Here is a 23,364-nt window from a genome sequence, read left to right as displayed (position 1 = left end):
CTCAGTCTTTTCGGGAGGAGGACATGAGTCAGCAGACAGCCCCGCAGACAGCGCAGGTGATTCCGAACTTCTGGGTCGAGGAGGTGGAGACGCTGCGCGACTTCTATCTGGAGAAGCTCGGCTTCGGCCACATGATGGGGATCGTCGGCAAGGACGGAAAGCTCGACTTCGGCATCGTCCAGCGCGACGGGATCATGGTGATGATGGGCCGTCCGCAGTCGCCCGGCGCCGGCATCGCCAAGGGCCAGGGCGGCACCCGGCCGCTCGATGTCTATTTCAGCGTGAAGGATGTCGACGCCTATCACGACGAGGTGCGGTCGCGCGGTGCCGCGGTGACGGAGGCGCTGACCACCCAGTGGTGGGGCGACCGGAACTTCGCGGTGAGGGATCCCTACGGCTACACCCTGTGGTTCTACCAGACGGTCGGCGTGCCGGAGCCGCCGCCCGGCGTCACGATGGTGTGATACCAACGGCCGGAAATATTGACCCGTCATGGCGAGCCCCGAAGGGGCGTGGCCATCCAGTGGCACCGCCCCTCTGGATGGCCACGGCGCTGCGCGCCTCGCCATGACGGAAAGGCCGGAGAGTCAACCTCAAAGGCTGCTGGTATGAAGCCGGAAGCGTGGGCCGGGTTCGCCTCGGCGAACCCGACCTACGATTCTTCGCCCCTCTGCGCCCGCAGCCTGGCCCAGTAGTCCAGCCGCTTCCTGATCTCGCGCTCGAAGCCGCGCTCGACCGGGCGGTAGAATTCCTGCCGCTCCATGTCGGGCGGGAAATAGTTCTGGCCGGAGAAGCCCTCCTCCGTGTCGTGATCGTAGGCGTAGCCCTTGCCGTAGCCGATCTCCTTCATCAGCCGGGTCGGGGCGTTCAGGATGTGCATCGGCGGCATCAGGCTGCCGGTCTCCTGGGCCGCACGGGAGCTCGCCTTGAAGGCGGTGTAGGCGGCGTTCGACTTCGGCGCCGTGGCCAGGAAGATCACCGCCTGGGCGATCGCCAGCTCGCCCTCCGGGCTGCCCAGCCGCTCATAAGCGTCCCAGGCCGCCAGCGCCTGGGTCAGCGCGTTCGGGTCGGCCATGCCGATGTCCTCGACCGCGAAGCGCACCAGCCGGCGCACGACATAGAGCGGGTCCTCGCCGCCCGCCAGCATCCGCGCGAACCAGTAGAGCCCGGCATCGACGTCGGAGCCGCGCAGCGATTTGTGCAGCGCCGAGATCAGGTTGTAGTGGCTCTCCTGCGCCTTGTCGTAGACCGGCGCCCGCCGCTGCACCGCCTGGGCCAGGGCGGCGGGGTCGAGCGGCCCGTCCGGCTTCAGCGCGAACAGCTCCTCCGCCAGGTTCAGCAGATAGCGGCCGTCGCCATCGGCCATGGCCTTGACCGCGTCGCGCGCCTCCGGCGTCAGCGGCAGCGCCCGGCCCTCCGCCGCCTCCGCCCGCTGCAGCAGCTCCTCCAGCGCCGCGAAGTCCAGCCGGTTGAGGACGAAGACCTGGCAGCGCGACAAGAGCGCCGCGTTCAGCTCGAAGGACGGGTTCTCGGTGGTGGCGCCGATCAGGGTGATGGTGCCGTCCTCGACCACCGGCAGGAAAGCGTCCTGCTGGCTGCGGTTGAAGCGGTGCACCTCGTCGACGAACAGCAGCGTCCCTTGCCCGGCCACGCGCCGGCCGCGGGCGGCCTCGAACACCTTCCGCAGCTCGGCGACGCCGGAGAAGATCGCCGACAGCGGCTCGAAATGCAGGTCGGTGTGCTCCGCCAGCAGCCGGGCCAGCGTGGTCTTGCCGCAGCCGGGCGGTCCCCACAGGATCATGCTGGCGATGCGGTGCGCCGCCACCATCCGGCCGATCGGGCCGTCCGGCTTCAGCAGATGGTCCTGGCCGACCACCTCGCCGATGCTGCGCGGCCGCAGACGGTCGGCCAGGGGGCGCGGCGCCTGGTCGGCGAAGAGTGATGGGGTATCGTCTGGTCTGGGTGAGCGAGCCATGATGGGCCGCATCGTCGACCAGCGGCCGCGGCGGCGCAATGGCGAGCTGCGCCGGCCGGGGCTGCGCCACGATCCCGCCCTGCTTTCGCCCGGATGTGATCACGATCACTTCGCCGGGAACTTTTGCAGTGCAAAAGGCGAACTCCCGACACCCCCTAACCCCTTTGCATTGACAACCCCCCACGCAGGGATGACCCTTTTTGCAGGGGACCTCCTTCGGAGAGCGAGACATGATGACCGGGCGCCTGCGGACGCGGCCAGGAAGGGTCTTTGGCACCCTGGCCGCCTTGGGAACGGTGGCTTTCCTGGCCGCCTGCAACGAATCGAGCAGCAGCGAGGGCCAGGCGGCGGCACCGCCGCCCCCGCCGGTCACGGTGGCCTCGCCGCTGGTCAAGCGCATCACCGAATGGGACGAGTTCACCGGCCGCTACGAGGCGACGGCGACGGTCGAGGTGCGCGCCCGCGTCTCGGGCTATCTGCAGGCGATCAACTTCGCCGACGGCGCCATGGTCAAGCAGGGCGACGTGCTGTTCGTGATCGACCCCCGCCCCTATCAGGCGACGGTGGATTCGGCCAAGGCCGACCTGGCCAGCGCCCAGGCCCGGCTCGACCTGGCCAAGGTCCAGCTCGACCGCGCCCAGGCTCTGGTCAGCCAGTCGAACGTCTCGCGCTCGGCCTATGACCAGGCGGTGCAGGAGCGCCGGGCGGCCGAGGCGCAGGTGCAGCAGACCACGGCGGCGCTGCAGTCGGCGCAGCTCAACCTCGACTTCACCCAGGTCCGGGCACCGCTCTCCGGCCGCGTCTCGAACCGGCGGGTCGACATCGGCAACCTGGTCACCGGCGACCCGAACGCGACGCTCCTGACCACGATCGTGGCACTGGACCCGATCTATTTCACCTTCGACATGAGCGAGGCCGACTTCCTCGCCTATCAGCGCGCGGTGGCGGCCGGCCGGCTGCCCTCGACCCGGGACAATGAGACGATCATCCAGACGCGGCTGCCGGACGAGCAGGAGTGGCCGCATGGCGGCACCATGAACTTCGTCGACAACCGGATCGATCCCGGCTCCGGCACCATCCGCGCCCGCGCCGTCCTGGACAACAAGAACCTGTTCATCACGCCGGGCCAGTTCGGCCGGATCCGGCTGCCCGGATCGAACGAATACGACGCGATCCTGATCCCGGAGACCGCGATCCTGACCGATCAGTCGAACCGGATCGTGATGACGGTGAAGGACGACGGCACGGTCGAACCCCGGATCATCCGGCCCGGCCCGACCCAGCCGGGCGGCCTGCGCATCGTGCGCGAGGGCCTGACCGGCCAGGAGAAGATCGTCATCAACGGCCTCGTCCGGGCCCGGCCGGGCGCCAAGGTGACGGCGCAGCCCGGCACGATCGAGCCGCAGCCCGAATACACCGAGAACTGAGGGGCGGGCGAATGCGCTTCTCCCATTTCTGCATCGACCGCCCGATCTTCGCGACGGTGCTGTCGATCCTGGTCGTGCTGCTCGGCGCGGCCGCTTATTTCACCCTGCCGGTGGCGCAGTATCCCGAGATCGCGCCGCCGACCATCGAGATCCGCACCTCCTACCCCGGCGCCTCGGCCGAGGTGGTCTCCAACACGGTCGCGACGCCGATCGAGCAGGAGATCAACGGCGTCGAGAACATGCTGTACATGCAGTCGCAGGCGACCGGCGACGGCCAGCTGGTGATCCAGGTCACCTTCGCCCTCGGCACCGACCTCGACATCGCCCAGGTGCTGGTCCAGAACCGCGTCGCCGTGGCCGAGCCGCGGCTGCCGGACGAGGTGCGCCAGATCGGCGTCACCGTGCGCAAATCCTCGCCCGACATGCTGATGGTGATCCATCTCAGCTCCTCGGACGGATCGCGCGACCCGCTCTACATCTCCAACTACGCGACCCTTCAGGTGCGCGATGTGCTGGCCCGCCTCGACGGCGTCGGCGACGTGCGCATCTTCGGCGCCCGCGACTACGCCATGCGGGTCTGGCTCGACCCGGACAAGGTGGCCTCGCGCAACCTGACCGCGGGCGAGGTCATCGCGGCGCTGCGGTCGCAGAACGTCCAGGTCGCCTCCGGCGTGCTGAACCAGCCGCCGGTGCCGAACCAGGCCGCCTATCAGCTCAATGTCGAGACCCTCGGCCGGCTGGCCGATCCGCGCCAGTTCGGCAACATCGTGGTCAAGACCGACGCCGACGGCCGCGTCACCCGGGTGCGCGACATCGCCCGGGTCGAGCTGGCCGCGCAGGACTACACCGCCAACGGCTATCTCGACGAACGGCCGGCGGTGCCGATCCTGGTGTTCCAGCGCCCGGGGTCGAACGCGCTGGAGACGGCCGACCGCCTGATCTCGACCATGGCGGAGCTGTCCAAGAACTTCCCGCCCGGCCTGCAGTACAACATCATCTACAACCCGACCGAGTTCATCGCGGAATCGGTGCATGAGGTCGAGAAGACGATCTGGGAAGCGATCGTCCTGGTCGTCATCGTCGTCATCCTGTTCCTGCAGACCTGGCGCGCGGCGATCATCCCGGTCGTCGCCATCCCGATCTCGCTGATCGGCACCTTCATGGTGATGGCGGCGCTGGGCTACTCGCTGAACAACCTGTCTCTGTTCGGCCTGGTGCTGGCCATCGGCATCGTCGTCGACGACGCCATCGTGGTGGTCGAGAACGTCGAGCGGCATCTGCGCGAGGGCAAGTCGCCGAAGGAGGCGGCGCATCTGACCATGGACGAGGTCGGCGGCGCGCTGATCGCCATCGCCCTCGTGCTGTGCGCCGTGTTCATCCCGGCGGCGCTGATCACCGGCATCACCGGCCAGTTCTTCCGCCAGTTCGCGGTGACCATCGCCGCGGCGACGGTGATCTCGGCCTTCGTGTCGCTGACCCTCAGCCCGGCCCTCTGCGCCATCCTGCTGAAGCCGCATCAGGCGCATGATGCGCACCGGACCTCGCCGCTGTTCCGGCCGATCGCGGCCTTCTTCCGCGGCTTCAACTGGGCCTTCGACAAGCTGTCGCTGGGCTATGGCGGGCTGACCCGGCGGATCCTGCGCTTCGCCGTGGTCATGCTGGTCGCCTATGTCGGGCTGATCGGCCTGACCGGACTGCAGTTCGGCCGGGCGCCGACCGGCTTCATCCCGGAGCAGGATCAGGGCTATCTGATCACCGTGATCCAGCTGCCCCCCGGCTCCTCCCTCGCCCGCACCGACGCGGTGGTCAAGGAGGCCGCCAAGCAGATCCTGGAGGTGCCGGGCATCATCCATGTCGTGCCGTTCGCCGGCTTCGACGGCGCCACCTTCACCAACGCCTCGAACGCCGGCGCGATCTTCTCGACCTTCGCGCCCTTCGCCGAACGCGACGCCAAGGGGCAGACCGTCCAGGCGCTGCAGGCGGCGCTGAACCAGAAGCTCGCCGGCATCCAGGACGCCTTCATCATCACCATCCAGCCCCCGCCCGTGCGCGGCATCGGCACCGGCGGCGGCTTCAAGATGATGGTCGAGGACCGGACCGGGCGCGGCCTGGCGGCGCTCGATGCCGCGACCCAGGAGATCCTGGCCAGGGCGAACCAGACCCCGGGCCTGGCCGGCGTGTTCTCGCTGTTCAACACCCGCACGCCGAAGCTCTACGCCGACATCGACCGGGTGAAGGCGGAGATGCTGGGCGTGTCGGCCGACCGGGTGTTCGAGACGCTGGAGGTCTATCTCGGCTCGACCTATGTCAACGACTTCAACTATCTCGGCCGCACCTTCCGCCTGACCGCCCAGGCGGACGGCAGGTTCCGGCAGAATCTGCGCGACATCGGCAACTACAAGACCCGCAGCGACAGCGGCGGGATGGTGCCGCTCAGCGCCGTCGCCAGCTTCCGCGACCTGACCGGCCCCTACCGCGTGCCGCGCTTCAACCTGTACCCTGCGGCCGAGGTCCAGGGGTCGACCCTGCCAGGCTATTCCACCGGCTACGCCCTGGCGGCGATGGAGCAGATCGCGACCGAGACCCTGCCGCAGGGCTTCGGCTTCGAATGGACCGAGCTGGCGCTGCAGGAGAAGCTGGCCGGCAACACCGGCATGCTGGTGTTCGTCGCCTCGGTGGTGTTCGTCTTCCTGCTGCTGGCGGCGCAGTACGAGAGCTGGACCCTGCCGCTCTCGGTCATCCTGATCGTGCCGATGTGCCTCCTGGCGGCCGTCACCGGCCTCTTGCTGCGCGGGATGGACATCAACATCCTGGCCCAGATCGGCTTCGTCGTGCTGATCGGCCTGGCGGCGAAGAACGCGATCCTGATCGTCGAGTTCGCGCGCCAGGCGGAGGAGCACGGTGAGAGCCGGCAGGACGCTGCGGTCTCGGCCGCCCGCACCCGGCTGCGGCCGATCCTGATGACCTCCTTCGCCTTCATCTTCGGTGTGGTGCCGCTGGTGATCGCGTCCGGCGCCGGCTACGAGATGCGGCAGTCGCTGGGCACCGCCGTGTTCTTCGGCATGATCGGCGTGACCGTGTTCGGCCTGTTGTTCACGCCGCTGTTCTACGTCGTCTGCCGCTGGCTCGGCGCAGCGGTCGCCCGGCGCCGGCCGGCGCCGGCGCCGAAGCTGGAAGGCGGCCCGGCGGAGTAATCGCGACGGCAGCGTCCCGGAGGATCACTCCGGGACGCTGCCCCGCGCGAGTTCAGGCAAGCGCAGCGCCCGGTACAGTTCGGAGAGAATGCCGGCGAAGACGCTGACCTCGGCCGCGGTCAGCGCCAGCGACACCAGATCGGCCAGCAAGGTCGCGACGCCGATGCCGGTGTCCTCCGGCAGGATCGCCGCCAGCACCGCGCCGAGGCCGTAGGAGATCACGAAGAAGAGCAGCAGAGTGGCGGCCAGCGCGCCCCAGGCCTGCAGCCTCTGGCCGCGCAGCAGCCGACTGCTCTCGGCGGCGGTCAGGCCGCGGTCGCCGATCGCGGTGGCGGGGAGGACCAGCCCATAGAAGGCGAAGGGTACGATGGCGAGGGCGGTGAGCACCGCCGTCGCTACCAGCAGCGCCAGCACATTGCCCGACGGCCCACCGACGGCCAGCGCCTGCAGCAGCGACGGTCCGCCGACCAGACCGAACAGGATCGACAGCACGAACACCCCGGCCATGGCCGTGAACAGGCCGAGAATGCCGAGCCAGATCTGGTACAGCGCGAAGCGCAGCGTCGCGGCATCGGCCGGGAACGGCGCGAACTCGCCGCGCAGCACGTAGCGGTGCCAGGCGACCGCGATCAGCGCGATGGCGAACAGTTGCACCAGCATCGCCAGCAGCACGGCCAGCGCGCCGGCGCCGGATGGCGCCTCGTCCGCGAACATCGCCGCCACCTCGTCGGCCCAGAGCCAATAGATGGCGAAGCGCAGGATCAGCGCGAAGGCGATCGCCGGCGCCGACAGCCGCGCCAGCGCCCCGGCATGCCCCAGGCTCCAGCCCACGGCGCGCCGCAGCAGGTCACCGGTCGAAAGTGCCGCCATCGTCCATCCCCTTGCTCGAATCGGGGCGGATCATTTCAGCCGCGGGTCGGCGAGGCAACCGGCGCTAACGACCCACCACCGTCTCCAGCGTTTGCCCGCCGCGCTGGATGGCGATGCGCCACGGGCCGCGGGAGCGGCGCAGCGACGCCTCCAGCGACTCCGTGCTCTCGACCTCCTCGCCGTCGAAGCGCAGCAGGACGTCGCCGGGCTGCAGCCCCAGCTGCGCCGCCGGGCTGCGGGCGGCGACCGCGGTCACCACCACGCCCTTGCCGGGGCCGTTGAGCCGCAGCTCCTCCACCACCGCCGGCGAGACGTTGACCACCGTGGCGCCGGCCAGGGGCGAGCGGCCGCCGAGCACGCGCTCGTCGCGCGGCGGGTCCTCCGGCGGCGCCTCGACCGGCAGCGACAGCTCGACCGTGTCCCGGCCGCGCCGCACCGCCAGCTTCGCGGTGGCGCCGAGATCGAGCGTGGCCAGGCGGAAGCGCAGCGATTCCGGGTCGTCGACCGCATGGCCGTCGACCGCGGTGACCACGTCGCCGACCTTGAGGCCGGCCCGCCCCGCCGGCCCGTTGAGATCGACGCCGTTGACCAGCACGCCGGCCGGGCGGTCGAGGCCATAGGCCTCGGCCAGGCCGCGGTCGATCGCCTGGCCGTCGGCGCCGAGCCAGGGCCGCACCACCGGCTGCCCGGTCTCGGCCGCGCGCATCATGCTGCGCAGCATGTTGGCCGGGATGGCGAAGCCGATGCCGAGCGAGCCGCCGGTGCGGCTGTAGATCGCGGTGTTGATGCCGACCAGCCGGCCCTTCATGTCGATCAGGGCGCCGCCGGAATTGCCGGGGTTCACCGCCGCGTCGGTCTGGATGAAGAAGTCGTAGTCGGAGATGCCGACGGCGGTGCGGGCGATCGCCGAGACGATGCCCATGGTCACGGTCTGGCCGACGCCGAAGGGGTTGCCGATCGCCAGCACCAGGTCGCCGACCTCGAGCGCGTCGCTGTCGCCGAGCGGCAGCGAGGGCAGCGACCGGCCGGCGAGGTCCTTGAGCTTCAGGAAGGCCAGGTCGGTGCGTTCGTCCGACAGCACCAGCTCGGCCTCGTATTCGGTGCGGTCGGACAGCACCACGGTGATCTGGTCCGCGTCCTTGATCACATGGTGGTTGGTGACCACGAGCCCGTCCGACCCGACCACGACGCCGGAGCCGAGCGAGTTCTCGATCCGCTGCCGCGGCCGGCCGCCGGGCAGATCGTCGCCGAAGAAGCGGCGGAAGAACGGGTCGTCGAACAGCGGATTCTGCCGCTCGACCACCATGTGCCGGGCATAGATGTTGACCACGGCCGGCGCCGCGCTGCGCACCAGCGGCGCGAAGCTGAGGTCGATCTCGGCCCGGCTGGTCGGCACCACAGGCTCGGCCGCGGCCGGTCCGGCCAGCAGGAGCAGCAGCGCCGCCGCGGCGCTCGCGAAACGGGACATCCTTCCTCCATCCGCCGTGACGGGCCCGGTCTAGCCGAAGGGGGCCGCCGGCGTCCATGGGCCGGCGCGCCGGCTTACGGTTTCGTGACCTCCTGCAGCAGGGCCAGCGCCTGCAGCAGGGCCGGCGACCGGTCGCCGCGCCGCCAGGCGACGGCGATCCGGGCCTGCGGCGCCGGGCCGGCCAGCGCCAGGTAGCGCACCCCGGCCGGCCGCAGCCGGCGCAGCGATTCCGGCACCAGCGACACGCCGAATCCGGCCGCGACCAGCGACACGATCGCGTGCATCTGGTGCGCCGACTGCGCGATCCGCGGCACGAAGCCGGCTGCGGCGCAGGCCTCCAGGATCGTGGCGTGGAAGCCGGGCCCCTCGCCCTGCGGGAACATGACGAAGGGCTCGGCAGCCAACTCGGCCAGGGCGATGCGGCGGCGGCCCGCCAGCGGATGGCCGGCCGGGACCACGGCGACCATCGGGTCGGCCCAGGCCGGGCGCTGCTCCAGCCCCTCGCTGTCCGGCAGGGGCGGGATGACGAAGCCGAGATCGCAGCGGCCGCCGCGCAGCTCGTCCAGCTGCCGCATCGTCGTCGCCTCGCGCAGGTCCAGCGCCACCCCCGGATGCCGGGCCTGCAGCGCCCGCAGCAGCGGCGGCAGGCGCTCGAACATGGCGCTGCCGACAAAGGTGATGCGGATCAGGCCGGTCAGCCCCTGCCCTGCCTGGCGCGCCACGGCCACGGCGTGCTCGGCCTGGGTCAGGGTGCGGCGCGCCTCCTCCAGCAAGGCGACGCCGGCGGCGGTCAGGGCCAGGCGCCGGCGGCTGCGGTCGAACAGGGGGGCGCCGACCACGTCCTCCAGCCGCCGCATCGCCGTGCTCAGCGGCGGCTGCGCCATGCCCAGCCGCTCCGCCGCCCGGCGGACATGGCGCTCCTCGGCCACGGCGATGAACTGGCGCAGCAGGCGCAGCTCGATCATGGGGTGATCCCAGCGGCCCGAGATATTGACCCGTCATGGCGAGCCCCGAAGGGGCGTGGCCATCCAGGGCCGCTCGCACTGGCCCCTGGATGGCCACGGCGCTGCGCGCCTCGCCATGACGGGCGAGAAATCGAGGAGGCGGTCTTGCAGTTTGTCAACATGATACTCCCAGAATATCAGACGTTCATGATCTCATATTTGAAGTATGCAAGGCGCCTGCCAACCTTCCGCTCGTCACAACAGGAGAGTGGATCGATGGCACGAGTGGTGGTGGTCAGCGGCGGCGGCACGGGCATCGGGCTCGCCGTCGCCCGGCATTTCGCCGGGCAGGGAGAGCAGGTCGTGATCATCGGCCGCCGCCCTGGCGTGCTGGAGACGGCGGCGGCGGCGATCGGGCGGGAGCATCCGACAGCGCCGCCGGTGCTGCCGCTGCCCTGCGACCTGGCGCAGCCCGACCGGGTCGAGGCGCTGTGCCGCGAGATCGACGCCCGCTTCCCCGCGGTCGACGTGCTGGTGCATGCGGCAGGCGGCAACGCCGTGCTGCAGGCGCCGGAGGGCAGCTACGGCGACGGGCTGGCCGGGGTCGCGCGGCGCTGGACCGACAATTTCCGCGGCAACGTGCTGTCCGCGGTGCTGCTGACCGAGGGCCTGCGCGACCGGCTGCGGTCGCCCGGCGGCCGGATCGTACTGATCAGCTCGATCGCCGCCTATCGCGGCTCCGGCGCCGGCTGCTACGGCGCCGCCAAGGCGGCGCTGCATCCCTATGGCTACGACCTGGCCGCGGCGCTGGGGCCGAAGGGCGTCACCGTCAACATCGTGGCGCCCGGCTATATCCGCGACACCGAGTTCTTCGCCGACCGGCTGCCGGCGGAGCGGCAGGCCGCGCTGATCGCCGAGACCTCGACCCGCCGCGCCGGTGTCCCGGCCGACATCGCCGACGCCGTGGCCTGGCTGGCTTCGCCCGGCGCGTCGCACGTCACCGCCCAGGTGATTCAGGTCAATGGCGGCGCCGAGCGCGGCCACTAATCCGGCTCCACGGCGCTATTCATGGAAAGTAGAGTTGTAGACTTGAAATCAACTTTTGATTGATGAAAAATACACTTCTCGTCATGTCCAAGGGGAGGGGCCTGTGGTCGATCGCTACACGAAGGTGATCCTGACCGTGATCGCGGTGGCACTGGTAGCGCTGGCCGTGCAGCAGGCGGTGCCCAGCGCATCGGCCGCCGGGTCGGAGTGCAGGGGCACCTATCTCGATCCCTGCTGGGTCAAGATCTCGAGCGACTGACGAAAAAAAGGCCCGGCGCAAGCCGGGCCTCCTTCATCAATTGGCACTTGGTCGGCCGATCAGCCCTCGGCCGATTCCTCGGCCTCGGCCGCAGCCTTCAGCTCGGCGTCGCGCGCCTTGTCGGCGGCGCCTTTGGCGTCGCGGTCGCGGTCGACCAGCTCAATCACCGCCATCGGGGCGGCGTCGCCGTAGCGGAAGCCGGCCTTGAGCACGCGGGAATAGCCGCCGTTGCGGGTCTTGTAGCGCTCGGCGATCACCGAGAACAGCTTCGATACCACCTCGTCGTCGCGCAGCTGGGCATAAGCCAGACGGCGATTGGCGAGGCCGCCCTTCTTGCCGAGGGTGATCAGCTTCTCGACGATCGGGCGCAGATCCTTCGCCTTCGGCAGGGTGGTCTTGATCTGCTCATGGGTGATCAGCGCCGCCGCCATGTTGGCGAACATCGCCTTGCGGTGGCTGCTGGTGCGGCTGAAACGACGTCCGGTCACTCCGTGACGCATGGCAATGTCTCCTCATGGCTTGGCCCCCGCGGGGGTCCGATGGCGGGACCCGCCGCCTCCCCTTCCGGGAAAGTACGGCGGGGTACAGACCTCGATCAGCCGATCAGAACGGCTCCTCGAGCTTTTTGGCGAGATCCTCGATGTTCTCCGGCGGCCAGTTCGGGATCTCCATGCCGAGATGGAGGCCCATGGTCGACAGCACTTCCTTGATCTCGTTCAGCGACTTGCGGCCGAAGTTCGGGGTGCGGAGCATCTCCGCCTCGGTCTTCTGCACCAGGTCGCCGATATAGACGATGTTGTCGTTCTTCAGGCAGTTCGCCGAACGGACCGACAGCTCCAGCTCGTCCACCTTCCGCAGCAGGTTGCGGTTGAACGGCATCTCCTCGCCGGTCTCCTCGCGCAGGTCGCGCGACGGCTCCTCGAAGTTGATGAACAGCTGCAGCTGGTCCTGCAGGATGCGCGCGGCCAGCGCCACCGCATCCTCCGGCGTCACCGCGCCGTTGGTCTCGATCGTCAGCGACAGCTTGTCGTAGTCGGTGACCTGGCCGACGCGGGTGTTCTCGACCTTGTACGAGACCTTGCGGATCGGGCTGTACAGGGCGTCGACCGGGATCAGGCCGATCGGCGCGTCCTCCGGCCGGTTCATGCTGGCCGGGACATAGCCCTTGCCGACATTGACCGTGAATTCCATCGCCAGCTTGGCGCCCTCGTCGAGGGTGCACAGCACCAGCTCGGGGTCCATGATCTCGATGTCCGGACCGGTGACGATGTCGCCGGCCTTGACCACCTTCGGGCCCTCGGCGTTCAGCCGCATCTTCTTCGGGCCCTCGGCGTGCATGCGCAGCGACAGCGCCTTGACGTTGAGGACGATGTCGGTGACGTCCTCGCGCACGCCCGGGATCGAGGAGAATTCGTGCAGCACGCCGTCGATGTGGATGGCGGTGACCGCGGCGCCCTGCAGCGAGGACAGCAGCACGCGGCGGATGGCGTTGCCGAGGGTCAGGCCGAAGCCGCGCTCGAGCGGATCGGCGACGAGGGTCGCCTTGCGCTGCGGATCGTCGCCCGGCTGGACGTCGAGAGCGTTGGGCTTGATCAGTTCCTGCCAGTTGCGCTGAAGCACTGTCGTCTCAATCCTGTTCTGCCACTATAGGCCGGATACGGCCGAAACGCCGGCGGGGCGAAGCCCTTCCGATCCCATGCTTGGACCCTGTGGCGGCTGGTCCTGTCCCGGATCGGCCGGCGGTACTGCGTAAAAGGCGGCGGCCCACGCCGCCCCGGTCCCGGCGACGGGACGGGGCGGCGCGGGCCGGGCCGGCCTCAGACGCGACGCTTCTTGCGCGGACGGACGCCGTTGTGCGGGATCGGCGTGACGTCGCGGATCGAGGTGATCTGGAAGCCGATCGACTGCAGGGCGCGCAGCGCGCTCTCGCGGCCGGAGCCGGGGCCCTTCACGTTGATCTCGAGCACGCGCATGCCGTGCTCCTGGGCCTTGCGGCCGGCATCCTCGGCGGCGACCTGGGCGGCGTAGGGGGTCGACTTGCGGCTGCCCTTGAAGCCCATGCCACCGGCCGACGACCAGGCGATGGCGTTGCCCTGGGCGTCGGTGATGGTGATCACCGTGTTGTTGAAGGACGAGTTCACGTGGGCGACGCCCGAGGTGATGTTCTTACGCTCGCGACGACGCAGACGGGCGCTCGCGGCGGCAGCTGCTGGCTTGGCCATGGTTCGCTCGCCTTCCGATTACTTCTTCTTGCCCGCGATGGGCTTCGCCGGACCCTTGCGGGTGCGGGCATTGGTGTGGGTCCGCTGGCCGCGGACGGGCAGGCCCTTGCGGTGGCGCAGGCCGCGGTAGCAGCCGAGGTCCATCAGCCGCTTGATGTTCATCGCGATCTCGCGCCGCAGGTCGCCCTCGACCGTGTAGTCGCTGTCGATGGTCTCGCGGATGCGCAGGATCTCGTCTTCGGTCAGCTCGTTGACGCGGCGGTCGGCCGGGATGCCGAGCTTGTCGATGATGCTCTGGGCGGTGTGGCGCCCGATGCCATGGATGTAGGTGAGCGCGATCAGCACGCGCTTCTGGGTCGGAATGTTGACGCCGGCAATACGTGCCACGTCGGTCTCCTCAAGCGGTTGCCACCTTCGGCGCCGCCGCTGCCGGGCCCTCGGGGCCTGGCCTGCATCGCCGGGTCTGCTGGTTCATGTCTGCCCGCGTGCCGGAGCGGCCGCGCGAACGCCTTGTGCTTCGGCCGCCTTCCGGCTCCGAAGCGCGCGGAGTATAGTGATCGTCAGGGCAGAGTCAACCGTGGGGATTCGCGCACCGAATCCACGCTGTCGGGACGACGGCGGGGAACCATAGCCGGAACCGCTCCGGCTTGTCACCTGCGCCGCGACGATCATCTTCTTGGGCACGGCCATCATGCCGGCCGCCTGCGGGAGACGGACGATGCCGAACCTGCCGGTCCTTCGCGCCCTCGCCGCGAACTGGGGCGCCATCGCGCTGCGCGGCGTGCTGGCCATCCTGTTCGGGATCCTCGCCTGGCTGTGGCCGGGCATGACCCTGGCGGTGCTGATCATCCTCTACGCCGCCTATGCGCTGGTCGACGGCGTGATGGGCATCATCGTCGGCATCCGCGGCCGCAACTGGGGCTACGCCCTGCTCGGGCTTGTCGGCGTCGCGGCCGGCGTGGTGGCCGTGATCTGGCCGCTGCTGACCGCGATCGTCCTCGTCTACATCATCGCCGTCTGGGCGATCGTGATCGGGGTGATGGAGATCGTCACCGCCATCCGCCTGCGCAAGGAGATCGAGGGCGAATGGCTGCTGGCGCTGACCGGCGCCCTGTGGGTGCTGTTCGGCGTCTATGCCCTGGCCTTCCCCGGCGCCGGCGCGCTGTCCCTGGTCTGGCTGATCGGCAGCTGGGCGATCGTGGTCGGGGTGCTGGAGCTGGCCCTCGCCTTCCGCCTGCGCCGTCTGGCGCGGCGCCACGGCGGCACCGCCGCGCCAGCCTAGCGCCTTTGCACCCTGCTCACCCGGCCCGCGGCGGCGCGAGGCGATGGACCAGCGGACGCCCGGCCTCGGCATCGGCGAGGCTCGCCAGCGTCGTCTCCGCGATCGCCGCGAGCGCCTCGGCGGTGAGGAAGGCCTGGTGCCCGTCACCAGCACGTTGGGGAAGGTCAGCAGCCGCTGGAGCACGTCGTCCTGCACGATCTCGTTGGACAGGTCCTCGAAGAACAGGCTCTCCTCCTGCTCGTAGACGTCGAGCGCCACGCCGCCGAGCTTGCGGCTCTTCAGCCCCTCGATCACGGCGGCGGTGTCGATCAGGGCGCCGCGGCTGGTGTTGACCAGCATCAGCCCTGGCCGCGCCCGCGCGATCGCCTCGGCATCAATGAAATGGCGGGTCTGCGGCGTCAGCGGGCAGTGCAGGGTGATGATCTCCGCCGCGTCCAGCAGCGCCGCCCGGTCGACATAGCGGATGCCCTCCGCCGCCAGCGCCTCGTCCGGGAACGGATCGAAGGCCAGCACCTCGCAGCCGAAGCCGAGGCGCAGGGCCCGGGCGACGATGGCGCCGATGCGGCCGGTCCCGACGACGCCGACCGTGCGGCCGTGGAGATTGCGGCCGACCAGCCCGTCGAGGGCGAAGTTGTTCTCGCGCGTGCGCGCCCAGGCGCGATGAATCCTGCGGTCGAGCGCCAGCATCAGCCCGATGGCGAACTCGGCCACCGCATGCGGCGAATAGGCCGGCACCCGCACCACGGCGATGCCGAGCCGATCCGCGGCTGCCAGATCCACATTGTTGAAGCCGGCGCAGCGCAGGGCCACCACCCGGGTGCCGCCGGCCTGCAGCGCCTCCAGCACGGCGGCGTCGAGCAGGTCGTTGACGAACACGCAGACCGCCGGGAAGCCGCGGGCGAGCGGCACCGTGTCGGCGTCGAGCCGCGGCTCCAGGAAGGTCAGCGCATGGCCGAAGCGGGCGTTGGCCGCCTCGAAATACTGCCGGTCGTAGGACTTGGTGCCGAACACCGCGACGCGCATGGCCGAGCCCTTGTCTGTTCCGTCCGCGGACGGGGTGACGCCTTGCCGGCGCCCATGCCACCCTACCGCATCGAAACCGCAGGGAGCATCGCCATGGCATCCGGGCTGATCGAATACGAGGAGGCATCGCCGGAGGTGCGGGCCGTCTATGACGACATCATGGCCACCCGCCGGATCGACCGGGTCAACAATTTCTGGAAGGCGCTGGCGATCCATCCGCCGACGCTGCGGCGGACCTGGGAGAGCGTGAAGGAGGTGATGGCGCCCGGCGCGCTCGACCCGCTGGTGAAGGAGATGGTGTATCTCGCGGTCAGCGCCACCAATGGCTGCGGCTACTGCATCGCCTCGCACAGCGCGGCGGCGCGCAAGGCCGGCATGACCGACGAGATGCTGGGCGAGCTGATGGCCGTGGTCGGCATGGCCAACGAGACCAACCGCCTGGCCAACGGCCTGCAGGTGCCGGTCGACGAGGCATTCCGCCGGACGGACTGACGGTATGACGGGGTGTCCGCCGCCCCGCTTCGGCGGCGGGCTGCGCCAAGGAGAATTTTAGATCAAAACCAAATAATATAATTTCTCAATCCAAGAAATATTACAACGAAATCGGGCATTCCGGAGCACAACAACCTTTCACAAGCATCTATACATTTCAGTTTACAAAAAAGTAAATATTCGCACTTATTCGACCGGATATATGGTTTTTCCAATCGCGATTTCACATCAAAGCTGATTTAGAGGACATCGCCATGAAGTTGTGGCTTCCTTTGGCTTGCGCTGCCTTTGCGTCGACGGCGGCGCAGGCGAATTCCAACCTGTTCGAGCTCTGCAACGAGCCGTTCCGCGAGCTCTCGCCGGCAGAACAGCAACTGGTGGTCAGCAAGGGCTGCGCCCTCGAGCCGGCCGGCGATGCGGTCAACGTGGCGTCCCTTCCCGACGGAGCCGGCAGCGGAACGGGAACGGGAACGGGCACCGGCAGCAGCACCGGCTCGACCGGCGGCTCGAGCTCGGCCGGCGGTGGCAGCAGCGGCGGCGGCTCGTCGGGTGGCGGCAACGGCGGCGGAGGCTCGCACGGCGGGGGCGGCTCCGGCGGGAGCTCGGGTGGTGGCGGTTCGGGCGGTGGGTCCGGAGGCGGCGGCTCGGGCGGCGGCGGTTCAGGTGGTGGGTCCGGAGGCGGCGGCTCGGGCGGCGGAGGCGCCGGCAGCGGCAATGGCGGCGGGATCAATGTCGGCTTCGGTGGCGGCGCCACCGGCAATGGCGGCGGCATCAATGTCGGCGTCGGCGGCGGCTCCGGCAGCAACAACAGCGGCGGGGTGAATGTCGGCGCGGCCGGCGGCGCCTCCCACAACTCCGGCGGCGTCAATGTCGGGGTCGGCAGCGGTGCCGCTTCGAACAACAGCGGCGGCATCAACGCCGGCCTCGGCACCGGCGCCGCGTCGGGCAACTCCGGCGGCATCAATACCGGTGTCGGCAGCGGCGCCGCCTCGTCCAACACCGGCGGTGTCAATGTCGGCCTCGGCAAGACCGCCGCGTCCGGCAATTCCAGCGGCATCAATGCCGGTGTCGGCGCCGGCGCCGCTTCGTCCAACACCGGCGGCCTGAATGCCGGTCTCGGCAAGTCCGCCGCGAGCGGCAATTCTAGCGGCATCAACGCTGGTCTCGGCACCGGCGCCGCCTCATCCAACAGCGGCGGTGTCAATGTCGGACTCGGCAAGACCGCCACGTCCGGCAACTCCAGCGGCATCAATGCCGGCCTGGGCAGCAAGGCGGCCTCCGGCAATTCCGGCAGCGTCAACGCCGGTCTCGGCACCGGCTCGGCCTCCTCGAACAGCGGCAGCATCAATGTCGGGCTCGGCGGCAAGGCGTCCTCCGGCAACTCCGGCGGCGTCAATGCCGGGCTGGGCAGCAGCGCCACCTCGGCCAACAGCGGCGGGCTGAATGTCGGGCTTGGGAGCAAGGCGGCCTCCGGCAACTCCGGTGGCATCACTGTCGGCGTCGGCGACGACGGCACCGGCGCGGCCAGCACCAACAAGGGCGGCCTCAACGTCAGCCTCGGCGGCAAGAACGGCATCGGCGTGAGCCTGGGCGGGCATGCGAGCGGGATCAGCATCGGCGGCGCCAGGCTCGGCGGCGCCCGCCACTGAACGGCGAAAAGGCGAAGGGCCGGCGTCGCAGGGCGCCGGCCCTTCGTCTGTCCGGCCAGCCCGGCGCGGCGCGGCTTGACAGCCCGCCGCCCCCCCGCGAACCATCCGGGCCCGCCCTCGGACCGGAGAGACCCATGCCTCCCTATGCCGGCATCGCGACCTTCCTCAACGCCCCGCAGCGCCGCCGGCCGGAGGGCGGCCGCCCCGCCGTCGCGGTGCTGGGCCTGCCCTTCGACTTCGGCACCACCAACCGGCCCGGCTCTCGCTTCGGCCCGGGCGCGATCCGGGCGGCGAGCCGGACGCTGACCGGCGACGACCATCCCGATCTGGGGCTGAGCCCGGAGGAGCGGCTGGATCTCTACGATGCCGGGGACGCCGCGCCGATCACCGCCGACATCGCCGGCAGCCTGGTCGCGATCCGCGACGCGGCGGCCGAGCAGATCGGGGCCGGAGCCCGCCTCCTCGCCCTCGGCGGCGACCACACCGTCACCCTGCCGCTTCTGGAGGCGACCGCGGCCAAGCACGGGCCACTGGCGCTGATGCAGTTCGACGCCCATGTCGACACCTGGGCCGGCACGTCCTCGGCGCGGATCTATCACGGCTCCTGGCTGCGCCACGCCATCGAGCGCGGGCTGGTCGACCCGCGGGCCACGGTGCAGGTCGGGCTGCACAGCCCGGTCGCGCGCGACGTCGCCGCCTGGACCCGGGACCGGGGCGTGACCGGGATCTCCGCCGAGAGCGTGCATCTCGACGGCGTCGACCGGGCGGTGGAGCGGATCCGTGCCGTAATCGGCGACCGCCCGGCCTATCTGACCTTCGACATCGACGGGATCGATCCCGGCATGGCGCCCGGCGTCGCCTGCCCGGAGGCCGGGGGCCTGTTTCCGTGGCAGGCGCTGGCGCTGCTGCGCCGGCTGGGCGACGTCGCCTGGGTCGGGGCCGACGTGGTCGAGACCTGCCCGCCCTACGACCACTCCGACATCACCGCCGTGCTGGCCGCCACCATCGGCTGGACCTGGCTGTGCCTCTTGGCAGCGCAGGCGTCGGCCGACTGAACCGTTGGTTGGGTTCGCGACCGCGAACCCAACATGCCCGCCGCCCCGTGGATTTGTCGGGTTCGCCGGGGCGAACCCAACCAACGGAGCGGTCAGAACGCGTCAGTCCAGCACGGCGTAGCCGCGGCGGGCCATGCAGTTCCGGACCACGTCGCGGGTGCTGGTGGCGGCGGACGCGCCGCCGCCGACCGCGCCGCTGAGGCCGCCGACCGAGGCGCCGATCGCGGCACCGCGCCCGGCATTGCCGGTGAAGGCGCCGATGATCGCGCCGCCCGCCGCACCGATCGCGCCGCCGGCCAGCGCCCCGCCGACGGTGCGGCCGCCAGCGTCGACCTGCTGGGCCAGCTGCTGGCACTGGGCCAGGTCGTATTCGTAGTTCCGCCCGCCGGCGACCGAGGTCGCGGGGTCGATGATCGGCCGCACCTGCTGGGCGCATGCGGCAAGACCGAGCGCCAGAACGGCGAAAATGACTCCCCTGTTCAAACGCATATCCTTCTCCCTCGATCGGCCCGCGAACGGCGTTTCATTAATAAATAGTAACATTATTTGTTCCGGGCCACATGACCCGGCACCGCCGGCGAAGCATAACACAATGGTAACATCGGACTTGTAGGGTCCCCGGCATCACCGACCGAAGCCGGCGAGGCTCGCATGACCACTTCCGTGCTCGACACCAGGCCGACCGGGGGGCTGGCACGCCTCACCCCGCTGGCCGTCATCGCCCTGCTCATCGTCGGCGTCGTCTATGCCAGCTGGAGCCTGGTCAACGATCTCGGCGAGGTGCATTCGCCGAGCCTGCTGCCCTTTATCCTGCTCGGCATCGCCCTGCTGATCGCGCTGGGCTTTGAGTTCGTCAACGGCTTCCACGACACCGCCAACGCGGTGGCGACGGTGATCTACACCAACTCGCTGCCGCCCACGGCCGCTGTCATCTGGTCGGGCGTCTGGAACTTCCTCGGCGTCCTCACCTCCACCGGCCTCGTCGCCTTCGGCATCATCTCGCTGCTGCCGGTCGAGCTGATTCTGCAGGTCGGCAGCAGCGCCGGCTTCGCCATGGTGTTCGCGCTGCTGATCGCCGCCATCATCTGGAATGTCGGCACCTGGTATTTCGGCCTGCCCTCCTCCTCCTCGCACACGCTGATCGGCTCGATCATCGGCGTCGGGCTGATGAATCAGCTGATGGCCATCCCGGGCACCGGCACCAGCGGCGTGGACTGGTCGCAGGCGCTGGGCATCGGCAAGTCGCTGCTGTTCTCGCCGCTGATCGGCTTCGCCGCCGCGGCGCTGCTGCTGCTGGCCGCCAAGGCGCTGATCAAGCGGCCGGAGCTGTACCGCGCGCCGGAGGGCAGCAAGCCGCCGCCGCTGTGGATCCGCGGCCTCCTGGTCCTGACCTGCACCGGCGTCAGCTTCGCCCACGGCTCCAACGACGGGCAGAAGGGGATGGGGCTGATCATGCTGATCCTGATCGGCACCGTGCCCACCGCCTATGCCCTGAACCGGGCGATGCCGGAGGCCCAGATCGCCGCCTTCGCCCAGGTGTCGGAGCAGGCGGCCGGAGTGTTTGACCACTATGCCGCCGGGGTGGCCGCGCCGGCCGACCCGCGGGCGGCGGTGACCGCCTATGTCCGCGACCGGGCCCTGGCGCCGGAGACGGTGCCGGCTCTGGCCGCCCTGACCCGCGAGATCGACCACGCCGTGGCCGGGCGCAGCTCGCTGGCCGCGGTGCCGCCGGAGCAGACCGGCAACATCCGCAACGACATGTATCTCGCCTCGGAGGCGCTGAAGCAGATGGCGAAGACCGGCGCGCCTGCCTTCTCCGCCGAGGACGGCAAGCTGCTGACGCAGTATCGCGGCTATCTCGACCAGGCGACCAAGTTCATCCCCGACTGGGTCAAGGTGGCGGTCGCCATCGCGCTCGGCCTCGGCACCATGGTCGGCTGGAAGCGCATCGTCGTCACCGTCGGCGAGAAGATCGGCAAGGAGCACCTGACCTACGCCCAGGGCGCCTCGGCCGAGCTGGTGGCGATGGCGACGATCGGCGCCGCCGACGTCTACGGCCTGCCGGTCAGCACCACCCATGTGCTGTCCTCCGGCGTCGCCGGAACCATGGCGGCGAACCGCTCCGGCCTGCAATGGGGCACGATCCGCAACCTGATCATGGCCTGGGTGCTGACCCTGCCGGCCTCGATCGCGCTGGCCGCCGCGCTCTACTGGCTGCTGCGGCACCTGTTCTGAACCGGGACCGGGATTTGCAGGGGAAGCCGATCGTCAGCTTCGATTTCGGCGACGCCGTCACCGCCGCCTATCGCTTCGACCCCGCCTCCGGCGCCTGCGTCCAGACCGGGGTCGATCCGCTGCCGGAGGCGGGCGACGGCTGGGTCTGGCTGAATCTGAAGCTGAGCGACAGCCGCGCCCGGCACTGGCTGGCGCATCACGAGGCCCTGCCGCCGGCGGTCGCGCAATGGCTGCTGGACGGGCCCGACCGGGTGCAGGTGCAGCGGCTGGACGGCTGGTTGGTCGGCGCCGCCAACGGGCTGCACCACGACTTCGCCTTCGAGCCGGACCAGGTCGGCCGGCTGCGCTTCTGCCTGGGGCCCAACCTCCTGGTCACCGGTCGGCGCCATCCGCTGCGCGCGATCGACGAGATCCGCCGCAGCCTGGCCGCGGGGCGCGCGCCGGCCACGGCGCTGGGCATGCTGGCGCTCGCGGTCGAGCATCTGGCGGCGGAGGCCGAGACGATCGTCGAGAAGCTGATGGACGAGATCGACGGCATCGAGGACCGGGTGCTGGACGACCGGTCCACCGGCACGGTCGAGGACCGCCGGGCGCTGGGCCGCATCCGCCGCAGTGCCGCGGCGCTGCGGCGGCACCTGCTGCCGGAGGGCGCCGCCTTCGCCGCCGGGCTCGACGACCTGCCGGACTGGGCCGACCCGGCGGGCCGCGCCGGCCTGGCCGCGGCCGCCGAGCGCTTCCGCCGTACCGCCCGCAGCCTGGACGAGGTGACCGACCGCGCCCGCCTGCTGCAGGAGGAGATCGCGGCGCAGCGGGCGGAGGCGATGAACCGCAGCCTGCTGGCCCTGGCGGTGCTGACCGCGATTTTCCTGCCGATGACGCTGATCACCGGCATCTTCGGCATGAATGTCGCGGGCCTGCCGGGCCTGCAGGATCCCTCCGCCTTCCTGTGGGTGATGCTGCTGATCGTGGCCGCCGGCGCGGCGACGCTGGCCCTGATGGTGTGGCGGAGGATGTTCTAGGGGCTATTCCGCCGCGGTGCGGCTGCCGATCGCCGGCAGGTTGCGCAGCAAGAGCCGCACCAGCTCCGACTGCCGGTTGGTGCGAGTCTTGATGAAGATCTTCTTGAGATGGTTGCGGATGGTTTCGTAGCTGACATCGAGCCGGGTCGCGATCTCCTTCAGCGACAGGCCTGCCGCCAGCTCGCCCGCGATCCGTGCTTCGGTCGCGGTCAGGCCGTACAGCCGCCGCAGCTCCGGCTGCGACAGCTGGTTCGCCGGTGTCGGCGCGGCGATGAAGACCGCCGCCTTGGGCTGGGCCAGGCTGAGCAGCGGCCGGTTCCGGCTGACCGGGGAGACCAGCACCGCGAGCTGATCGCCGCCCGTCGTATCCGACAGGGTCAGCCCGCCGCCCGGCGCCAGCCCCGGATCGTCGAGGATCATCGAGGCCGAGGCGATGAGCTGGCGCAGCTTCGCCGTCTCGCCCGGCTGGGTGGCGCAGAGCAGGCCGCGCTGGTCGATGCGCAGCGCGGTGCCGGCCCGCAGCAGCGCCTCGGCCACCCGGTTGGAGAAGGAGACACGGCCGGTCGGGTCGGTCAGGATCACCCCGATCGACAGGCGGTCGAGCCCGGTCTCCAGCGCATCGCGCTGGGTGGCCACGTCGCCCAGCCGCTGGTGGATCTGGGCCGCGCGGGCGAAATGCGGCAGCAGCCGCCGCATCATCTCCGTCAGCCGCGCCGTCTCTTCCTCCGCCATCGGCTCGGCATGCAGCACGCTGACATGGGCCGAGACGCCGCCGCGGCGCAGGAAGGTGCCGCCGATGCCGGAGAACAGCTGCTGCGGCCGCAGCCAGTCGGAATAGAATTCGGTCCGCTCCAGCGAGCGGCGCGGCACCAGCGTGTCGCTGACCGTGACCTCGCCGACGGCGCGGCCCAGCACCCGCTCGCTCCACGGATTGACCCGCCAGAAATGCTGGGCGTAGCTGTCGAGGAAGGCCGGATCCCAGCGGCTGGTCGCCGCCAGCGCCTCGAACACCGTGCTGTCGGCGTCGTCGGACTCGTGCAGCAGATACAGGCTGGCGTGGCCATCGGCGAACATGCGGGCGAGGTCGTTGAGAACCGAGTCCCACAACCCTTGGTCGAGCGCCGCGTCGTATATTCTCGCGATGAGGTCCGGGAGATCATCCGCCATTTCGGCAACGATCCTCGACTGGACGCTTAACGAACG

At 70.1% G+C, this 23,364-nt stretch carries 21 protein-coding genes and 1 pseudogene; 11 read left to right on the top strand and 11 right to left on the bottom strand.

What is annotated here, in order from left to right:
• The first annotated feature begins 23 nt into the window (after positions 1-23).
• Positions 24-464, top strand: a complete 441-nt coding sequence (locus KXR53_RS00270; protein ID WP_437372252.1) for a VOC family protein — start codon at positions 24-26, stop codon at positions 462-464.
• 188 nt (positions 465-652) lie between these two features.
• Here the strand turns inward: KXR53_RS00270 and KXR53_RS00265 are convergent, their stop codons facing one another.
• Positions 653-1,975: a replication-associated recombination protein A gene (locus tag KXR53_RS00265; protein ID WP_437372250.1), complete on the bottom strand. Its 1,323-nt coding sequence runs from the start codon at positions 1,973-1,975 to the stop codon at positions 653-655.
• A gap of 230 nt (positions 1,976-2,205) precedes the next feature.
• Between KXR53_RS00265 and KXR53_RS00260 the strand changes: the two genes are divergently transcribed.
• Together KXR53_RS00260 and KXR53_RS00255 are read left to right on the top strand one after the other, a co-directional pair.
• On the top strand, positions 2,206-3,402 hold the full coding sequence (locus KXR53_RS00260; RefSeq protein WP_437372248.1) for an efflux RND transporter periplasmic adaptor subunit: 1,197 nt from the start codon (positions 2,206-2,208) through the stop codon (positions 3,400-3,402).
• 11 nt (positions 3,403-3,413) lie between these two features.
• Entirely contained in the window at positions 3,414-6,596 is a 3,183-nt protein-coding gene (locus KXR53_RS00255; RefSeq protein WP_437372246.1) for an efflux RND transporter permease subunit, read from the top strand.
• A 24-nt stretch (positions 6,597-6,620) separates the two neighbouring features.
• Here the strand turns inward: KXR53_RS00255 and KXR53_RS00250 are convergent, their stop codons facing one another.
• The 3 genes from KXR53_RS00250 to KXR53_RS00240 form a co-directional block, all read right to left on the bottom strand.
• Entirely contained in the window at positions 6,621-7,466 is an 846-nt protein-coding gene (locus KXR53_RS00250) for a hypothetical protein (protein WP_437372244.1), read from the bottom strand.
• 64 nt (positions 7,467-7,530) lie between these two features.
• On the bottom strand, positions 7,531-8,934 hold the full coding sequence (locus KXR53_RS00245; protein ID WP_437372242.1) for a Do family serine endopeptidase: 1,404 nt from the start codon (positions 8,932-8,934) through the stop codon (positions 7,531-7,533).
• A 74-nt stretch (positions 8,935-9,008) separates the two neighbouring features.
• Positions 9,009-9,899, bottom strand: coding sequence for a LysR family transcriptional regulator (locus KXR53_RS00240; RefSeq protein WP_437372240.1), 891 nt, complete (start codon positions 9,897-9,899; stop codon positions 9,009-9,011).
• A gap of 255 nt (positions 9,900-10,154) precedes the next feature.
• Between KXR53_RS00240 and KXR53_RS00235 the strand changes: the two genes are divergently transcribed.
• Together KXR53_RS00235 and KXR53_RS00230 are read left to right on the top strand one after the other, a co-directional pair.
• Complete coding sequence (locus KXR53_RS00235; protein WP_437372238.1) at positions 10,155-10,925, top strand: SDR family NAD(P)-dependent oxidoreductase; 771 nt, start codon at positions 10,155-10,157, stop codon at positions 10,923-10,925.
• A 103-nt stretch (positions 10,926-11,028) separates the two neighbouring features.
• A complete protein-coding gene (locus KXR53_RS00230) occupies positions 11,029-11,184 on the top strand; it encodes a hypothetical protein (RefSeq protein ID WP_437372236.1) in 156 nt (51 codons plus the stop codon).
• Between the two features lie 59 nt (positions 11,185-11,243).
• Here the strand turns inward: KXR53_RS00230 and rplQ are convergent, their stop codons facing one another.
• The 4 genes from rplQ to rpsM all read right to left on the bottom strand — a co-directional run bounded on the left by rplQ (position 11,244) and on the right by rpsM (position 13,793).
• Positions 11,244-11,684 carry a 50S ribosomal protein L17 gene (gene rplQ / locus KXR53_RS00225; RefSeq protein ID WP_437372234.1) on the bottom strand — a complete coding sequence of 147 codons (441 nt, stop codon included), beginning with the start codon at positions 11,682-11,684 and terminating at the stop codon, positions 11,244-11,246.
• Between the two features lie 103 nt (positions 11,685-11,787).
• Positions 11,788-12,804, bottom strand: coding sequence for a DNA-directed RNA polymerase subunit alpha (locus KXR53_RS00220; protein ID WP_437372232.1), 1,017 nt, complete (start codon positions 12,802-12,804; stop codon positions 11,788-11,790).
• 197 nt (positions 12,805-13,001) lie between these two features.
• Entirely contained in the window at positions 13,002-13,406 is a 405-nt protein-coding gene (rpsK, locus tag KXR53_RS00215) for a 30S ribosomal protein S11 (protein ID WP_026871464.1), read from the bottom strand.
• 18 nt (positions 13,407-13,424) lie between these two features.
• On the bottom strand, positions 13,425-13,793 hold the full coding sequence (gene rpsM / locus KXR53_RS00210) for a 30S ribosomal protein S13 (RefSeq protein WP_225767486.1): 369 nt from the start codon (positions 13,791-13,793) through the stop codon (positions 13,425-13,427).
• 304 nt (positions 13,794-14,097) lie between these two features.
• On the opposite strand from rpsM, the gene KXR53_RS00205 reads away from it, so the two are divergent.
• Positions 14,098-14,688 (top strand): HdeD family acid-resistance protein, encoded by a 591-nt coding sequence (locus KXR53_RS00205; protein WP_437372825.1) that lies wholly within the window; start codon positions 14,098-14,100, stop codon positions 14,686-14,688.
• 153 nt (positions 14,689-14,841) lie between these two features.
• Here KXR53_RS00205 and KXR53_RS00200 read toward each other — a convergent pair.
• A pseudogene (locus KXR53_RS00200) lies at positions 14,842-15,711 on the bottom strand (2-hydroxyacid dehydrogenase); the annotation flags it as partial.
• Between the two features lie 93 nt (positions 15,712-15,804).
• On the opposite strand from KXR53_RS00200, the gene KXR53_RS00195 reads away from it, so the two are divergent.
• The 3 genes from KXR53_RS00195 to KXR53_RS00185 all read left to right on the top strand — a co-directional run bounded on the left by KXR53_RS00195 (position 15,805) and on the right by KXR53_RS00185 (position 18,907).
• Positions 15,805-16,203 (top strand): carboxymuconolactone decarboxylase family protein, encoded by a 399-nt coding sequence (locus KXR53_RS00195; protein ID WP_437372230.1) that lies wholly within the window; start codon positions 15,805-15,807, stop codon positions 16,201-16,203.
• Between the two features lie 254 nt (positions 16,204-16,457).
• On the top strand, positions 16,458-17,852 hold the full coding sequence (locus KXR53_RS00190) for a hypothetical protein (protein ID WP_437372228.1): 1,395 nt from the start codon (positions 16,458-16,460) through the stop codon (positions 17,850-17,852).
• A 134-nt stretch (positions 17,853-17,986) separates the two neighbouring features.
• On the top strand, positions 17,987-18,907 hold the full coding sequence (locus KXR53_RS00185) for an arginase family protein (RefSeq protein ID WP_437372226.1): 921 nt from the start codon (positions 17,987-17,989) through the stop codon (positions 18,905-18,907).
• A 102-nt stretch (positions 18,908-19,009) separates the two neighbouring features.
• Here the strand turns inward: KXR53_RS00185 and KXR53_RS00180 are convergent, their stop codons facing one another.
• Positions 19,010-19,396, bottom strand: coding sequence for a hypothetical protein (locus KXR53_RS00180; RefSeq protein ID WP_437372224.1), 387 nt, complete (start codon positions 19,394-19,396; stop codon positions 19,010-19,012).
• A 162-nt stretch (positions 19,397-19,558) separates the two neighbouring features.
• Here KXR53_RS00180 and KXR53_RS00175 point away from each other — a divergent pair, with 162 nt between their 5' ends.
• Both KXR53_RS00175 and KXR53_RS00170 read left to right on the top strand, forming a co-directional pair.
• Positions 19,559-21,142, top strand: a complete 1,584-nt coding sequence (locus tag KXR53_RS00175) for an inorganic phosphate transporter (protein WP_437372222.1) — start codon at positions 19,559-19,561, stop codon at positions 21,140-21,142.
• 14 nt (positions 21,143-21,156) lie between these two features.
• Positions 21,157-22,161, top strand: coding sequence for a CorA family divalent cation transporter (locus tag KXR53_RS00170; protein ID WP_437372220.1), 1,005 nt, complete (start codon positions 21,157-21,159; stop codon positions 22,159-22,161).
• 3 nt (positions 22,162-22,164) lie between these two features.
• Here the strand turns inward: KXR53_RS00170 and KXR53_RS00165 are convergent, their stop codons facing one another.
• Positions 22,165-23,328, bottom strand: a complete 1,164-nt coding sequence (locus KXR53_RS00165; protein WP_437372218.1) for a LuxR C-terminal-related transcriptional regulator — start codon at positions 23,326-23,328, stop codon at positions 22,165-22,167.
• Positions 23,329-23,364: the final 36 nt, after the last annotated feature.

Source organism: Inquilinus limosus, assembly GCF_051487185.1.
Taxonomy (GTDB): domain Bacteria; phylum Pseudomonadota; class Alphaproteobacteria; order DSM-16000; family Inquilinaceae; genus Inquilinus; species Inquilinus limosus_F.
This window is presented reverse-complemented; position numbering and strand designations above follow the sequence as displayed.

Bases quoted from the DNA above. Each gene is read 5' to 3' on its own strand.
- KXR53_RS00270 (WP_437372252.1), top strand. From the start codon at position 24: ATGAGTCAGCAGACAGCCCCGCAGACAGCGCAGGTGATTCCGAACTTC.
- KXR53_RS00265 (WP_437372250.1), bottom strand. From the start codon at position 1,975: ATGGCTCGCTCACCCAGACCAGACGATACCCCATCACTCTTCGCCGAC.
- KXR53_RS00260 (WP_437372248.1), top strand. From the start codon at position 2,206: ATGATGACCGGGCGCCTGCGGACGCGGCCAGGAAGGGTCTTTGGCACC.
- KXR53_RS00255 (WP_437372246.1), top strand. From the start codon at position 3,414: ATGCGCTTCTCCCATTTCTGCATCGACCGCCCGATCTTCGCGACGGTG.
- KXR53_RS00250 (WP_437372244.1), bottom strand. From the start codon at position 7,466: ATGGCGGCACTTTCGACCGGTGACCTGCTGCGGCGCGCCGTGGGCTGG.
- KXR53_RS00245 (WP_437372242.1), bottom strand. From the start codon at position 8,934: ATGTCCCGTTTCGCGAGCGCCGCGGCGGCGCTGCTGCTCCTGCTGGCC.
- KXR53_RS00240 (WP_437372240.1), bottom strand. From the start codon at position 9,899: ATGATCGAGCTGCGCCTGCTGCGCCAGTTCATCGCCGTGGCCGAGGAG.
- KXR53_RS00235 (WP_437372238.1), top strand. From the start codon at position 10,155: ATGGCACGAGTGGTGGTGGTCAGCGGCGGCGGCACGGGCATCGGGCTC.
- rplQ (WP_437372234.1), bottom strand. From the start codon at position 11,684: ATGCGTCACGGAGTGACCGGACGTCGTTTCAGCCGCACCAGCAGCCAC.
- rpsK (WP_026871464.1), bottom strand. From the start codon at position 13,406: ATGGCCAAGCCAGCAGCTGCCGCCGCGAGCGCCCGTCTGCGTCGTCGC.
- KXR53_RS00205 (WP_437372825.1), top strand. From the start codon at position 14,098: ATGCCGGCCGCCTGCGGGAGACGGACGATGCCGAACCTGCCGGTCCTT.
- KXR53_RS00195 (WP_437372230.1), top strand. From the start codon at position 15,805: ATGGCATCCGGGCTGATCGAATACGAGGAGGCATCGCCGGAGGTGCGG.
- KXR53_RS00190 (WP_437372228.1), top strand. From the start codon at position 16,458: ATGAAGTTGTGGCTTCCTTTGGCTTGCGCTGCCTTTGCGTCGACGGCG.
- KXR53_RS00185 (WP_437372226.1), top strand. From the start codon at position 17,987: ATGCCTCCCTATGCCGGCATCGCGACCTTCCTCAACGCCCCGCAGCGC.
- KXR53_RS00180 (WP_437372224.1), bottom strand. From the start codon at position 19,396: ATGCGTTTGAACAGGGGAGTCATTTTCGCCGTTCTGGCGCTCGGTCTT.
- KXR53_RS00175 (WP_437372222.1), top strand. From the start codon at position 19,559: ATGACCACTTCCGTGCTCGACACCAGGCCGACCGGGGGGCTGGCACGC.
- KXR53_RS00165 (WP_437372218.1), bottom strand. From the start codon at position 23,328: ATGGCGGATGATCTCCCGGACCTCATCGCGAGAATATACGACGCGGCG.